The sequence below is a fragment of the uncultured Turicibacter sp. genome, assembly GCF_938044715.1.
GTDB classification, from domain to species: domain Bacteria; phylum Bacillota_I; class Bacilli_A; order MOL361; family Turicibacteraceae; genus Turicibacter; species Turicibacter sanguinis.
The window spans coordinates 64962-79413 of sequence record NZ_CALIOS010000055.1 but is presented as its reverse complement, the minus strand read 5'-3'; the positions used below and the strand labels follow the sequence as shown (position 1 = coordinate 79413).

Here is a 14452-nt window from a genome sequence, read left to right as displayed (position 1 = left end):
AAAATGTCTGGATATGATCAAGTTAAACCACATAACATAGCAAAAGAAATGAAAACTTCATTCATTGATTATGCAATGAGTGTTATTGTATCGCGTGCTTTACCGGATGTTCGTGACGGTTTAAAACCTGTACATCGTCGTATATTATATTCGATGAATGATTTAGGAATGCACAGTGATAAACCATATAAAAAGTCTGCCCGTATCGTCGGGGACGTAATTGCCAAGTACCATCCTCATGGGGACTCGTCTGTTTATGATGCCATGGTACGTATGGCACAAGATTTTAGTTATCGTTATCCTTTAGTTGACGGTCACGGAAACTTTGGTTCTATCGATGGTGACGGAGCAGCCGCAATGCGTTATACAGAAGCAAGAATGTCAAAACTTGCGATGGAAATGATGCGTGATATTAATAAAAATACGATTGATTTCCAACCTAACTTTGATGGTGAAGAACATGAGCCAGTTGTTCTACCAGCACGTTTTCCAAGTTTATTAGTTAATGGTACAACTGGGATTGCAGTAGGTATGGCTACCAATATTCCTCCACATAACTTAACAGAGGTGATTAACGCCTGTTTAGCTTATATGGAGAATCCAGAAATCGATGTTTTAGGATTAATGGAACATATTAAAGGGCCGGATTTACCAACAGGGGCTTTAATTTTAGGGACTAAAGGTATCCGTAACGCTTATGAAACTGGTAATGGTTCAATTATGATGCGTTCAAAATGTGAAATTATCGAAGGTCATGGTGGGAAATATTCAATTTTAGTAACTGAAATTCCTTACCAAGTTAACCGTGAACGTTTAATTGAAAAAATTGCTGAGTTAGTTAAGGAGAAACGTTTAGATGGAATTACAGATTTACGTAATGAGTCTAACCGTGAAGGAACTCGAATTGTTATTGAATTGCGTAAGGATGTTAATCCACAGGTTATGTTAAATAACTTATTCAAATTAACTCAATTACAAGTTTCTTACGGAATTAATATGTTAGCTCTTCAAGATGGGCAACCTAAAGTATTAAACTTAAAAGAGATTATTGCAGCGTATATCAAACATCAGGTAGAAGTTATTGTACGCCGTACGCAATTTGATTTAAATAAAGCAGAAGATCGTGCTCATATTTTAGAAGGATTCCGTATTGCGCTTGATCATATTGATCGTATTATTGCAATTATTCGTGGTTCTTCAAATGATGAGGAAGCATTAAATAACTTAATTTCAGAATTCTCATTCTCTGAACGTCAAGGTAAAGCAATTCTTGAGATGCGTTTACGTCGTTTAACAGGTTTAGAACGTGACAAAATTGAGGATGAATATCAAAATTTAGTGACTTTAATTGCTGATTTAAAAGATATTTTAGCTAATGAGTATCGTGTACATGGTATTATCCGCGATGAGTTAACAGAAGTAATGATTAAGCATGGTGATGATCGTCGTACTGAGATTGTTCGTGGTTCTGATTTTGATATTGAGGATGAAGATTTAATTCCAGAAGAACAAGTCATTATCACATTAACGAATAATGGATATATTAAACGCCAACCTATCTCAACATATCGTTCTCAAAACCGTGGAGGACGTGGTGTCCAAGGTATGGGAACTCATGATGATGATTATGTAAAAGAGTTGCTATCAACTTCTACGCATGATTATTTATTATTCTTCACGAATAAAGGTAAGGTATATCAGAAGAAAGCTTATACTATTCCAGAATATGGTAGAACAGCTAAAGGATTACCGATTGTCAATATTATTGAAATTGCACAAGATGAGGAAATTAGTGCGATTATTCCAGTTAAAGAGTTCAATGAGAATGAGTTCTTATTCTTTGCAACTCGTACCGGAGTCGTTAAACGTACAACGTTATCAGCATTTGGTAATATTAGAACAAATGGTTTAATTGCTTTATCATTGCGTGAAGATGATGAGTTAATTGGAGTCAGAAAAACAACTGGTTCAAATGATATTGTTATCGCATCAAGTGGTGGTAAATTAGTATGGTTTGAGGAAGATCAAGTTCGTTCAATGGGACGTACAGCTGCCGGAGTTCGAGGAATTAACCTTGAAGAGGGAGAAGTTGCAGTTGGAATGGAAATCGTAACTGAGGATCAAGAAATTTTAATTGTTTCTGAAAAAGGATTTGGAAAACGTACTCCAATTAGTGAATATCGTAAAACTAGCCGTGGTGGAAAAGGTGTTAAAACAATTAATATTACAGATAAAAATGGTTCATTAGTTGCAATGAAAACTGTAACAGGTGAAGAAGATTTATTAATTGTAACGAATAAAGGTATTATTATTCGTACACCGATTAGCCAAATTTCACAAACAGGACGTGCAACACAAGGGGTAACGTTAATTCGATTAACTGATGATCAATTTGTATCAAGTGTGGCACTTGTTGAACATGAAGAAGAGCATACAGAGGAATTAGCAACTGAAAAGGTTGAAAATACCGAAGCTTCAGAAATTTTATTAGAAGAAAAAGAATAAACAATAGGTCTTATGCGCATATAATTAAATTTAATGAGACATAATAATATAAACTAATGTACATATGTGATGTCAGAATTCATATCAATAGATAAACCTATAGAAGCAGTATTAAATGTAAAAAACTACTGCTTCTGATATAATATTGACAAAAAAAATGTATAGTGTTATATTACAAGTAAATAATAAAGCATTGATTAGGATTAGTAATTTTCTTTCTATAGCATAGAGAGTCAGTGGTTGGTGTAAACTGATGTATAGGAGATTAAGAATCAACCTAGGAGCGGAATGAAGAAAGTCATTGATGAGTATTTATTCACGGTATAACCGTTATCTTTGTAAGGGGTCTCTAAATTGTTCCACGTGGAACAAGAGGCAACTAGGGTGGCAACGCGGGTTAATCTCGTCCCTAATTCAGGGACGAGATTTTTTTATTTTCTTTTAAATCTTTGAACTGAAATGGGATGTTGATGATTGAATTGATGCTAAATCATATTAGGAGGAATTGACATGTTAGATTTAAAATTAGTACGTGAAGATTTACAAGGTACAATTAAACGTCTCGAAACACGTGGTGGTGATTTTAGCTATTTAAATAAAATTGCTGAATTAGATGAAAAACGTAAAGAAATCATCTTAGAAGTTGAACAATTAAAGTCTAAACGTAATGAAACTTCAAAATTAATTGGTCAATATAAACGTGAAAAAAAGGATGTAACTGAATTATTAAGCCAAATGGATGGTGTTGGTGAGACAGTTAAACAATTAGATGAGCAATTACGTGTGATTGATGAAGAAATTAAAAATATTTTATTAGGAACTCCAAATGTTCCATGTGGAACAATAGCTGTAGGTAAGGATGAAAATGATAATGTTGAAATCCGTAAATATGGAGAACCAACTAAATTTGATTTTGAACCAAAAGCTCACTGGGATTTAGTAACTGACTTAGATATCATTGATTTTGAACGTGCAGGAAAAATCACTGGTAGCCGTTTTGCAGTTTATAAAGGATTAGGAGCTCGTTTAGAGCGTGCTTTAATTAGCTTTATGTTAGATTTACATACTGGTGATCATGGATATACTGAAATTCTACCTCCAGTTATTGTTAATCGTGCAAGTATGACTGGAACAGGGCAATTACCAAAGTTCGAAGATGATGCATTTAAATTAGTAGATAGTGATTATTTCTTAATTCCAACTGCTGAAGTACCAGTTACTAACTTACATCGTGATGAAATTTTAAGTGCTGATCAATTACCAATTAAATATACAGCTTATAGCCCATGTTTCCGTGCTGAGGCAGGTTCTGCTGGACGTGATACTCGTGGTATTATCCGTCAACATCAATTCAATAAAGTTGAATTAGTGAAATTCGTTAAACCTGAAGATTCTTATCAAGAATTAGAAAGTTTAACTGCTAATGCTGAAAAAGTATTACAGTTATTAGGGTTACCTTACCGTGTTATCGAATTATGTACTGGAGATATCGGATTCTCTGCTGCTAAGACATATGATATCGAAGTATGGTTACCATCTTATAATGCATATAAAGAGATTTCTTCTTGTTCTAACTTTGAAGATTTCCAAGCACGTCGCGCAAATATTAAATTCCGTCGTGATGCTAAAGCTAAACCTGAGTTCGTTCATACGTTAAATGGTTCTGGTCTTGCTATTGGACGTACTGTTGCAGCAATTATTGAAAATTACCAACAAGCTGATGGAACAATTGTGATTCCAGAAGTTTTACGCCCATATATGCGTAATGCAGAAGTAATTAAATAATTTGTATCTTAGTCAGAGGAGTACTGTATAGTACTCCTTTTTAATTTGTATAAACGCATTATTAGACATGAAAGTGTTTTGACAGTGAGATTAGATTAAAGTAAAATATTAGTATAATATACCAACTGAAGATGAGAGTGATAAGATGAAAAAACGGGGAATGAGTATTATTCTTATCATATTGTGCTTTATACCACTGATATCTGCATATGCGGGGGATATAAGCCAGATTATTTATCGGGTTTATGTTAATGATCAGATGATAGGTGTTTTAAGTGATATTGCAATATATGAAGAATATGAGGAAAAGAAGATTGAATCTTATCTAAATCACTATAAATTAGAGGATTTAATTATTCCTGATAATGTTCGAATTGAACAAGAGGTAACATATATTCCGCATATTCCGAAAGATGAGGAAGTCATCAATTATATTGATGAAAATGTTAAGTTTAAAACAAAAGGATATTATGTTAAAGTTGGTTCAGCTAATATGTGCGTAAAGGATGTTACTGAAGTTGAAAAAGAGATTGAATCATTATTTCAGTTATATATTTCTGAATCTGATTTAAAGCGTGTAAAGGATACAAATTTAAAGATTGAGCCTCTGATGACTGAAGGAGAACAGGTTATTGGAATTAAATTTAGTCCAAGTGTTGAGTATTCTAGTTCTATTTGTAATATTGATGATTTAGTTACTAAACAGGAGATTGGAAATCTGATTTTAACTGGTGAAAAAGATCCTGTTAAAGTAGGTATTTTAGAAAATGATAGTACAATTGAAACTTTGGCATCATTAAATGATTTGAAATATAATGATTTCAAATTATTAAATTATCGTGTTTTAAGTAACCAGGCGATACCTTATGTTGGGCAAAAATTTAATGTTACGCCGATGATGCAATCCGTCCAAATTCAGGTTGAAAAAGAAGTTGTAAAGCAAGAAGTGATTGAGTATATAACTGAGACGATAGAGGATCCAAATCTTCCTGTGGGGGAAACATATACAGAGCAGGAAGGGTATAATGGTATTAAGCTGACATCTTACAAGGAGTCCTATATTAATGGAGAACAGGTTTCTCAAGAAAAGTTGAGTGAAAAAGTACTAAATGAGGCTCAAAATCGTATTGTTGTAAAGGGAACGAAGGAAATTCCGAGTCGTGGGACAAAGGATTGGAAATGGCCAACATCACGATATACGATTAGCTGTGCTTATTTATGCTATAGTGGTCATTATGCTTTAGATATTTCGGCTTATGTGGGACAGCCTGTTTATGCAGCTGATAATGGGGTTATCGTTCAAGCTGGCTGGAACGGGGCTTATGGATATAGTATTTTGATTAATCATAACAATGGATATTATACTCGCTATGCTCATTTAAGTAAGGTTGATGTATCTGTTGGACAAGTTGTGGCAGGAGGGCAATTAATTGGAAAGGCTGGTAATACGGGGAATAGTACAGGTCCTCATCTTCATTTTGAGATACGGACCAATACTGGATCCCAACCGAGTTATGCACCTAATCCAATGAGTTTTTATTAAAAAAAGTAGGTAGGCTTTCAATAGCCTACTTACTTTTTTTTATTTTTGAGTGCTTCTATGTGTTACCACTGGATTAGAAGTTATAAATCATGTTAAAATGAATAATCAGATAAATATCAAGGTTAAGATATAGGTTTCTTTAGAGAAAAAGGTGATATGATGAGAATATGTGTATTATCGAGCGGAAGTGTCGGAAATGCGACGATTATTGAAACAGAAAATACAGCAATATTAATAGATAATGGTTTATCATTAAAAAAATTACAAGAATTGATTAAAAAAAGTGGATTTGACGAAAATAAAATTAAGCATATCTTTATTACACATGAGCATGGGGATCATATTAAAGGTGTTGGTGTTTGTACACGTAAATGGAAGTTAAATGTTTGTGCAACAGCTAAAACAATTGATGAGATGCATCGCAAGGCGATTATTAAGCCAGGTGTTGAGAAAACGACGATTTTAGAGAAGAATGAATGGGCTGAATTTGATGATTTAATGATTATGCCATTTAGAACATCTCACGATGCTGTTGATCCTGTTGGATATATGATTAAAAAGGATGAAAAAGTACTAGTTTATATTACTGATACAGGGTATATTACAGGTGATATTTTAAAGACTTTACATAATGCAGATGCTTATATTATGGAAACGAATCATAATGTGGAGATGTTACAGATGTGTAATCGTCCGTGGTCGTTAAAGCAACGTATTTTGGATGATTGTGGCCATTTATCGAATGAAGATTCTGCTTATGCTTTAAGTCAGTTAATCGGAGATAAAACAAGACATATTTATTTAGCACATTTAAGTCAGGATGCAAATTTACCAGATTTGGCAGAAATGACGGTACGCCATATTTTAAAAGAAGAAAATGTTGATATGAATAAATTAAATTTACATATGACTTATCCGATGAATCCATCAAAGGTGATTAAATTATAAGGAGGAATAATAAATGTATACTTGTTTAGAGCATGTTGAAGAAGCAATGGATCGTTATTTAGATGAATACGGTAAATTACCTATTTTAGTGGAAGTTGAGTTACCTGAAAAATGTCAGTTTTGTAATCATTCAGCGGTTTATAAAATTATCGAAGGAATGATGGCTGATGAGGAAGATTTCGAATAGGATTTAACGTATAAAATTCCCTGTTAATCAGGGAATTTCTTTATGAATTGGAGGATATGATATGAACATCACGATTATTTCAGTCGGAAAGATTAAGGAAAAGTATATTAAACTTGGAATTGATGAGTTTTCTAAACGTTTATCACGTTATTGTAAATTAACGATGATTGAGGTTCCAGATGAGAAAACACCTGATAATGCATCAGAGCGCGAGATGGAATTGATTAAGGATAAGGAAGGAAAGCAAATTCTTTCTAAGATTAAAGATAATATGTATGTAATTGCGATGGATTTACAAGGAGAAATGAAGACTTCTGAGCAATTTGCGAAACAGTTAAGTAATTTAGCTCTAAGTGGTGATAGCAATGTGGCGTTTATTATCGGAGGATCTCTTGGATTATCAGATGATGTTAAAAAACGTGCCAATTACAAACTTTGTTTTTCAAAAATGACTTTCCCACATCAGTTATTTAAATTAATTTTACTTGAGCAAATTTATCGCACGTACCGTATTAATAATAATGAACCGTATCACAAGTAGGTATGTATATGTTCACATATATAAAGGGGCGTAAATGCAATGGAAAAGATATATCGATTAGTAGATTCTAGCGGAAAAGAATATGAAAGTAAGGTGCCGGGAAACTTTGGTGGTCATAAAAGATTGAAAATATATGGTCGATTAGATTGTAAATCTGCAGCTAGATATATTGAAAAAGGACAGTATGTACAGCATAGAGTATTTTTTGCAAATGAGGAGATTGCCATCAAGGCTGGTTATAGACCGTGTGCGAAGTGTATGCCGGAAGAATATAAGGAGTGGAAAAATAGAAAATAGGGGGTAAATATGAAGGTTGAATTTTTAAAGGCAGCAGAAGCTGATTTTGATGAGGTAGTTGATTTTGCAAACTATGTATTTAGTCATGATGGAGGCAAGACTGATTTTCCAAGTTTGTTACCTAAGTTATATAAGAAAGATTATCAGATGATGGAATATCACTATCTTGTAAAGGAAAATGGAAAGATAAAGGCTTTAGTAGGGGCATTTCCGATGGAGCTTAGTGTTTTAGGTCAGACGTTAAAGGTTTTTGGTATCGGTACGGTGTCTGTTCATCCTTATTCACGAGGATGTGGGTATATGAAGCAGTTAATGAATATGGCGTTACGAGATATGAAAGAACAAGGATTCCATTTGAGTTGTTTAGGGGGAAAAAGACAACGTTATGAACATTTTGGATATACGCCTTGTGGGCAAAAACTTTCTTTTACGTTAAATAATGAAAATATTAAATATAGACTAAATCATTATGTTAATGAAAATCTTATTTTTAAGGGAGTAACTGATGATATAGAACAGGCCTACGAGCTTTATAATAAAGCACAGTTTAAGGTTACTCGAGAAAAATCAGTTTTTTTAGATTGGTTAAGGTCTTGGGATTTTAATGTTTATTTTGTTTATGAGTGTAATCATTTTATTGGTTATGTTGTTGTGAACAAAGAAAATACTTATATTAGTGAGTTAGTTGTTAAGAATGATGAGGATTATATTCGTGTTTTAGCAACTTATATTCATAACAATAAGGCGGATTTCGTGAATTTTGAGTTGCCTGTTTGGGAGAAACAAAAGATAAAACAGTTAACTCAGGTTGCAGAAGATGTCACGCTCCATCACGCTTATCAGTTTAATGTGTTGAATTATGAAGAGATTATTGCACAGTTGTTACATTTTAAAGCCAGTTATGCTGATTTGATCGATGGGGTGTTAAGTTTTGAAGTTTTAGATTACGGTATGTTTGTCATTTCGGTAGAAAATGGAGAGGTAACGGTTAGTAAGTTTGAGGGAGAGTGTGATGTGTTGCTTAGCCATATTGAGGCGATGCAGCTATTCTTTTCACCTTTTGGACAGCATTTGGTCGATGATGAGTTATTCAATCATTTGATCCATTCCTGGTTCCCAGCACCTTTATTTATGCCGACGCAAGATAAGGTTTAAAAATATAGTTTTCGTTATCATAAATTTTCTAGGAAAAAAATAAATATATAATGAGACTAGATTCAGATTTTGAGTCTAGTTTTTTGATTATAAATGGATAAATAAAGATTAAGTAGAAAATTTATTCTTTAATGTTGTAAAATTAAATTGATAGGATTATCGGAATCTAATGATTTAATATAGGGGGGAATTTATGACTGAATTAATGATAATTAGTGGGATTGTATTAATTATCTGTATCACTTCGAGTAAAGTATTGTATAAGTTTGGGGTGCCGATGCTACTTATATTTATGGTACTCGGGATGCTATTTGGATCAGATGGACCTGTTGGAATTTATTTTGATGATTATGAATTAACGAGTCAGTTATGTTCTTTGGCATTAGTTTTTATTATGTTTTATGGAGGATTCGGAACCAAGTGGAAGATGGCTAAACCGGTAGCTGTCCCATCTATCATGATGTCTACACTCGGAGTCATGATGACTGCGGGGTTGACCGGTTTGTTTTGTCATTTTGTTATAAAAACAACGTTATTAGAAGGCTTATTAATTGGTGCTGTGGTTTCTTCTACTGACGCGGCATCGGTCTTTGCTGTATTGAGGGCGCAACGTTTAAATTTAAAGGGATCTTTAGCCTCACTTTTAGAAATTGAAAGTGGAAGTAATGACCCAATAGCGTACATGATGACAGTTTTGATTCTTACGATGATGAAAAGTTCTAGTAGCCTTACCATTGGAACGGTATTAGGTAGTGTTTTAACACAAGTTTTAATAGGTGGAATTATCGGAGTTATTAGTGCGAAGGGAACGGTTTATCTATTACGACGATCGAAGTTTGAGATAGAAGGTTTTTATACCATTTTTGTTACAGCAATCGCCATTCTTTCGTATGCATTAAGTGAGTATCTAGGTGGAAATGGATATTTAAGCGTCTATATAGCCGGAATAATTATTGGGAATAGTGTTATTCCTCGTAAGAAAAGTATGTTTCACTTTTTTGATGGAATCTCTTGGATTATGCAAATTGCATTATTTTTTATGTTAGGTTTATTGTCTTTTCCATCTAAATTACCGTATGTGAGTGGGAAGGCAGTTGCTATTTCGTTGTTTATGATATTAGTTGCTCGTCCATTAGCCACGTTTACCATTCTTAGCCCTTTTAAATTTACAATGAAGGAAAAGTTGTTTATCTCGTGGGTAGGATTAAGGGGGGCAGCATCGGTTGTCTTTGCGATTATTGCTATAACTTTTGGAGTTATGATAGAAAATGATATCTTCCATATTATCTTTTTCATTGCTTTATTTTCTGTTTCGATTCAAGGAACACTTATCCCTAAAGTGGCTACTTTGCTAGGATTAGTTGAAACGGAAGATGAACACCAAGTATTGAAGACTTTCACAGATTATACAGGAGACATTAATACAGATTTATTAGAGGTTACAATCAAAAAAGACAGTCCGTGGCTGAATAAAACAATTATGGATGCAAATATTCCGGAAGAAATCTTGATTGTAATGATAAAGCGTGGAGATAAAATATTAGTTCCAAAAGGTGCGACTGTGTTAGAAGAAGGCGATATTTTAGTTTTAAGTGGAAATGGAATCAAAAGTTTATTAGAAGGTTAATTATGATTACATCAAACAGTCTTATTCATTGAGTTAAATGTTTAAGACTGTTTTTATATTGAGATAGAGTTGATGAATGATGATTTTTAGTTATAGGCCTCATTATCTTATTAAGGAAAGTGTTATTAATGAGTGTAATATGAGGTAAAGTATAATGAGATATAGAAATTAGGAGGTTATGGTTATGGCTAGAGGCGTTTTAGTAACGGGTGGCGCTCATGGTATTGGAAAGCAGATTTGTTTGGATTTTTTATCATTAGGTGATTTTGTTTGTTTTATAGATATTGATGAGGAAAAATCATGTGAATTTGAAAAAAGTCATCCAAATTTATTTTTATGGTGATGTGGCAAATTCAGCAACTTTGAGGGAGTTCGTAGAGTTTGCAATAAAGAAATTAGGTCGAATAGATGTGTTAGTTAATAATGCCTGTCGTGGAAATAATGGAATTTTATCTGATTTAGATTATGACGGCTTTGATTATGTGTTAGCAGTGGGGTTAAAGGCCCCTTATGAACTAAGTCGTTTGTGTAAGGAAGAGCTTAAAAAGAATCGAGGTCATATTATTAATATTGCTTCTTCAAGAGCCTTTCAATCGGAGCCGGATACAGAGGCCTATGCCAGTGCAAAAGGAGGAATTGTGGCGTTAACTCACGCTTTAGCTATTTCTTTAGGACCAGATGTATTAGTAAATTGTATTGCCCCTGGTTGGATTAATGTGATGGATGAAGTGACGTATAGTAAAACGGATGAGATGGCCATTCCAGCAGGAAAAGTTGGCAACCCAAAAGATATTTCGAGTATGGTAATCTATTTAACTAATCAGACATTTATGACAGGAGAAACGATTACGATTGATGGAGGAATGAATAAGCGAATGATTTATCATGGAGATTGGAATTGGCAATATAATAGTTAAAAGAAGACATTAATGCTCATTCTTTATTAAGATTTAATTTTTAGGTAGCGGTACAAAGAGATTGGAATTAAGATGATGATAGGAGGGGATGGTTATGCAATATAAATTAGTGGAAAATTATAAAGATGATGAAAAACTCGTTAAAAGTTTTAATGAGTTAACCGAGAAAACCTTTGGATTTAATTTTATAGAATGGCAAAATAATGGTTTTTGGACAGAAAAATATATACCTTATTCCTTAGTTAACAATAATCAGATAATCGCAAATGTTTCGGTTAATTTAATGGATTTTATGCTTGATGGTGTCAAAAAGCACTACATTCAGCTGGGAACGGTTATGACGGATGAAAATTATCGTAGACAGGGTCTTTGCCGTTATCTGATGGAGCATGTGATTAAGGAATATCAGCACAAAGTAGATGGCATCTATTTGTTTGGAAATGATAGTGTCATTCATTTTTACCCGAAATTTGGTTTTGTTGAAAGTAAAGAATATCAATATATAAAAAGTATTTGTTCAACCTCTAGTCAAGAAGTTGAACAAATCGATATGTCAATTCAATCAAATCGTGATTGTTTTTTAAATATTGTAAAAAATAGTACGATTAATGAACGTTTTACAACAGATAATTGGGGATTGATTGCTTTTTATTTGTTATTTGGGCAACCTGTCTATTATTTGGCAAAAGAAGAGGCATATATTCTTGCAAATGTTGAAAAAGAAAAACTTTTTATTCATCAAATAGTTACTAAGCATGAAGTTAATTTAGAGTCTATCATTCATGCTTTTGGAAGTGAAATTCAAGAAGTTAGACTTGGATTTACGCCTGTTAAATCTTCAGGATATGAAGTTAAAGAAGTTGAGGAAGATGACTGTACCTTGTTTATTTTAGGTAAAGATTTAAAAGAGATAGAAAAGAAAAAGCTTATGTTTCCAACGTTATCACATGCTTAAATGATAAAAAAATCTCGTAGAATGAGGATCTACGAGATTTTTTTATGTTAAAGGACTCCTGAAAATAGTCTTGAGAGAGATTCTTTTATTTTTACAATAGTGCTTCTATTTTTGTAGTCAGTTAAGGTTAATTCTGTTGATTTTAAGATATCGGCTTCAAACTGATTTTTTTGTTGTTTAGCAATCTCTTCTGAGTAAATGATAGCATTGACTTCAAAGTTTAACTCAAAGCTTCTTGTATCCATATTTGCAGTTCCAACGGAGCAAACTTCGTCGTCGATAACCACTGTTTTAGCATGTAGGAAGGCATCTTTATCGTAATGATAGATTTTTACGCCGTAATTTAATACTTCTCCAGCATATCCAAGATTTGCCCAGTAAACGAATGGATGATCACCTTTCCCAGGAATCATCACTCTTACATCTACACCTGAGATTGCGGCTAATTTTAGGCTATCTGCAATACTTTTATCGATAATTAAGTAAGGAGATTGAATGTAAATATATTTTTTAGCACGTTGAATCATTTTTAAGTAAGATAGCTTAATTTCATGCTTATTTCCTGTATTTGGTCCACTGGATACGATTTGCATTCCAATATTTTGATTATTTTGCGTTAAATCAGGCAAGACTGGATGAAGGGAAATATCTTCTTTGGTCGCATATCGCCAGTCTGCTAAAAAGCGTAAATTTAAATCTTTTACAGAAGATCCTGTAAATTTTATATGAGTGTCTCGCCAGTATCCAAATTTAGCGTCTTTTCCTAAGTATTCATCCCCAACATTGAAACCACCAATGTATCCAATACGACGATCAATGACAACAATTTTACGATGATTTCTAAAGTTCATGTTTATATTAATCAAGCGTAGCCAGGCTGGGAAAAATTCACCAACTTTCCCTCCAACAGCAATTAAATCTCGAAGTTTTTCTTTAGTGAGGGAGCGGCTTCCAACTGAGTCATAAAGGAATCGAACTTCGACGCCGGATTTGGCTTTTTCGATTAAGATATCGAGGATTTTATTTCCGATTTCGTCTCGTCTAAAGATGTAAAACTGGATGTTGATACTTTTTTGAGCTTTTTTTAGGTTTTCGAGTAGAGAATCGAAAAATTGTTGACCGTCAGAAAATAATTCGACTTCGTTATCGTTTCTAAATGGACAGTATTCGAGATTTTCGATTGCCATAATCATATTAGAGGCAGGCAAATCTGAGATGTTTGTTTGTGCTACTTGTTGTTTATATTTTTCAAAGATTTTGAGTTCTGATTCTTTTACATTAAATATTTTAGAGTTATTGATTCGTCGACCGATCATTAAAAAGACGATAAATCCAAGTAGAGGAGCGATATATAAAATTAATGTCCAAGCAATAATACTATTTGCAGATCGTTTTTCTTTAAAAACCATATACATGATGGTGACTAAGTTGATAAGATGGATTAAGATAGAAAAAAATTGAAACATGGTAATCTCCTTTCGGATTAGCTTAAAGAGGCTATTAATGATAGTTTATGTGATATGAACTAACTTTATCAAAAGAAGAATTATTTTTAAAGAGGAGGAAGAAATTTTGACAAAGTATATTGATTTAAGTTATGAAATTGAACATCAAATGGCGGTTTATCCAGGGGATGACGAGCTCAAATTGTATCGTCATCGATTTTTAAATCGCGATTATTACAATGATACAAAATTAGAAACAGGAATGCACGTTGGAACTCATATTGATGCACCAAGTCATCTACTAAATAAAGATCGTTTTATTTGCGATTATCCTGTTGAAAAATTTATTGGAAATGGCTGTTTATTAGATGTTCGAAATGAAGAAATTATTAAACTAAAGGATGAGTATTTGGATAAAGTTCAAGAAGGTGACATTGTATTGTTATATACGGGATATGATGAGTTTTTTGGAACAGATAAATATTTTGAAAATCATCCAATCGTTGATGAAAAATTAGCATAATTTTTCGTAGACCGAGGTGTTAAA

14 protein-coding genes and 1 other annotated feature are annotated in these 14452 nt (G+C 33.2%); of the genes, 13 read left to right on the top strand and 1 reads right to left on the bottom strand.

Annotation, left to right across the window (positions count from 1 at the left end):
- Window positions 1-3 precede the first annotated feature (3 nt).
- From gyrA to QWC74_RS06315, 12 genes are all read left to right on the top strand, one after another.
- Window positions 4-2505, top strand: a complete 2502-nt coding sequence (gyrA, locus tag QWC74_RS06370) for a DNA gyrase subunit A (RefSeq protein WP_006785406.1) — start codon at window positions 4-6, stop codon at window positions 2503-2505.
- A gap of 184 nt (window positions 2506-2689) precedes the next feature.
- Window positions 2690-2919 (top strand) — a binding site (T-box leader).
- A 96-nt stretch (window positions 2920-3015) separates the two neighbouring features.
- Window positions 3016-4290, top strand: coding sequence for a serine--tRNA ligase (gene serS, locus QWC74_RS06365; RefSeq protein ID WP_006785405.1), 1275 nt, complete (start codon window positions 3016-3018; stop codon window positions 4288-4290).
- 145 nt (window positions 4291-4435) lie between these two features.
- Entirely contained in the window at window positions 4436-5833 is a 1398-nt protein-coding gene (locus QWC74_RS06360) for a peptidoglycan DD-metalloendopeptidase family protein (protein ID WP_009606420.1), read from the top strand.
- A gap of 159 nt (window positions 5834-5992) precedes the next feature.
- Window positions 5993-6781, top strand: a complete 789-nt coding sequence (locus QWC74_RS06355) for an MBL fold metallo-hydrolase (RefSeq protein WP_006785403.1) — start codon at window positions 5993-5995, stop codon at window positions 6779-6781.
- A 13-nt stretch (window positions 6782-6794) separates the two neighbouring features.
- On the top strand, window positions 6795-6968 hold the full coding sequence (locus QWC74_RS06350) for a CxxH/CxxC protein (RefSeq protein ID WP_006785402.1): 174 nt from the start codon (window positions 6795-6797) through the stop codon (window positions 6966-6968).
- Between the two features lie 61 nt (window positions 6969-7029).
- Complete coding sequence (gene rlmH / locus QWC74_RS06345; RefSeq protein ID WP_006785401.1) at window positions 7030-7509, top strand: 23S rRNA (pseudouridine(1915)-N(3))-methyltransferase RlmH; 480 nt, start codon at window positions 7030-7032, stop codon at window positions 7507-7509.
- A gap of 39 nt (window positions 7510-7548) precedes the next feature.
- The gene (locus QWC74_RS06340; protein WP_006785400.1) at window positions 7549-7806 is read left to right on the top strand and encodes an Ada metal-binding domain-containing protein; all 258 of its coding nucleotides are present in this window, start codon (window positions 7549-7551) and stop codon (window positions 7804-7806) included.
- Between the two features lie 9 nt (window positions 7807-7815).
- Window positions 7816-8961, top strand: a complete 1146-nt coding sequence (locus tag QWC74_RS06335; protein ID WP_155222817.1) for a GNAT family N-acetyltransferase — start codon at window positions 7816-7818, stop codon at window positions 8959-8961.
- 193 nt (window positions 8962-9154) lie between these two features.
- Complete coding sequence (locus tag QWC74_RS06330; protein WP_006785398.1) at window positions 9155-10588, top strand: potassium/proton antiporter; 1434 nt, start codon at window positions 9155-9157, stop codon at window positions 10586-10588.
- A 184-nt stretch (window positions 10589-10772) separates the two neighbouring features.
- Window positions 10773-10931 (top strand): SDR family NAD(P)-dependent oxidoreductase, encoded by a 159-nt coding sequence (locus QWC74_RS06325; protein ID WP_006785397.1) that lies wholly within the window; start codon window positions 10773-10775, stop codon window positions 10929-10931.
- Complete coding sequence (locus tag QWC74_RS06320) at window positions 10891-11505, top strand: SDR family oxidoreductase (RefSeq protein WP_237701288.1); 615 nt, start codon at window positions 10891-10893, stop codon at window positions 11503-11505. The genes QWC74_RS06325 and QWC74_RS06320 overlap by 41 nt, the downstream gene beginning before the upstream one ends.
- 94 nt (window positions 11506-11599) lie before the next feature.
- Window positions 11600-12460 carry a GNAT family N-acetyltransferase gene (locus QWC74_RS06315; RefSeq protein ID WP_006785395.1) on the top strand — a complete coding sequence of 287 codons (861 nt, stop codon included), beginning with the start codon at window positions 11600-11602 and terminating at the stop codon, window positions 12458-12460.
- A 47-nt stretch (window positions 12461-12507) separates the two neighbouring features.
- On the opposite strand, the gene cls is transcribed toward QWC74_RS06315, so the two are convergent.
- The gene (gene cls / locus QWC74_RS06310) at window positions 12508-13926 is read right to left on the bottom strand and encodes a cardiolipin synthase (RefSeq protein ID WP_055164321.1); all 1419 of its coding nucleotides are present in this window, start codon (window positions 13924-13926) and stop codon (window positions 12508-12510) included.
- Window positions 13927-14032: 106 nt separating this feature from the next.
- On the opposite strand from cls, the gene QWC74_RS06305 reads away from it, so the two are divergent.
- The gene (locus tag QWC74_RS06305; protein WP_006785393.1) at window positions 14033-14428 is read left to right on the top strand and encodes a cyclase family protein; all 396 of its coding nucleotides are present in this window, start codon (window positions 14033-14035) and stop codon (window positions 14426-14428) included.
- Window positions 14429-14452 lie beyond the last annotated feature (24 nt).

Excerpts from the sequence above, each read along its gene's own strand:
- QWC74_RS06355 (WP_006785403.1), top strand. The coding sequence starts at position 5,993 with ATGAGAATATGTGTATTATCGAGCGGAAGTGTCGGAAATGCGACGATT.
- rlmH (WP_006785401.1), top strand. The coding sequence starts at position 7,030 with ATGAACATCACGATTATTTCAGTCGGAAAGATTAAGGAAAAGTATATT.
- serS (WP_006785405.1), top strand. The coding sequence starts at position 3,016 with ATGTTAGATTTAAAATTAGTACGTGAAGATTTACAAGGTACAATTAAA.
- gyrA (WP_006785406.1), top strand. The coding sequence starts at position 4 with ATGTCTGGATATGATCAAGTTAAACCACATAACATAGCAAAAGAAATG.
- cls (WP_055164321.1), bottom strand. The coding sequence starts at position 13,926 with ATGTTTCAATTTTTTTCTATCTTAATCCATCTTATCAACTTAGTCACC.
- QWC74_RS06325 (WP_006785397.1), top strand. The coding sequence starts at position 10,773 with ATGGCTAGAGGCGTTTTAGTAACGGGTGGCGCTCATGGTATTGGAAAG.
- QWC74_RS06350 (WP_006785402.1), top strand. The coding sequence starts at position 6,795 with ATGTATACTTGTTTAGAGCATGTTGAAGAAGCAATGGATCGTTATTTA.
- QWC74_RS06360 (WP_009606420.1), top strand. The coding sequence starts at position 4,436 with ATGAAAAAACGGGGAATGAGTATTATTCTTATCATATTGTGCTTTATA.
- QWC74_RS06315 (WP_006785395.1), top strand. The coding sequence starts at position 11,600 with ATGCAATATAAATTAGTGGAAAATTATAAAGATGATGAAAAACTCGTT.
- QWC74_RS06340 (WP_006785400.1), top strand. The coding sequence starts at position 7,549 with ATGGAAAAGATATATCGATTAGTAGATTCTAGCGGAAAAGAATATGAA.
- QWC74_RS06335 (WP_155222817.1), top strand. The coding sequence starts at position 7,816 with ATGAAGGTTGAATTTTTAAAGGCAGCAGAAGCTGATTTTGATGAGGTA.
- QWC74_RS06330 (WP_006785398.1), top strand. The coding sequence starts at position 9,155 with ATGACTGAATTAATGATAATTAGTGGGATTGTATTAATTATCTGTATC.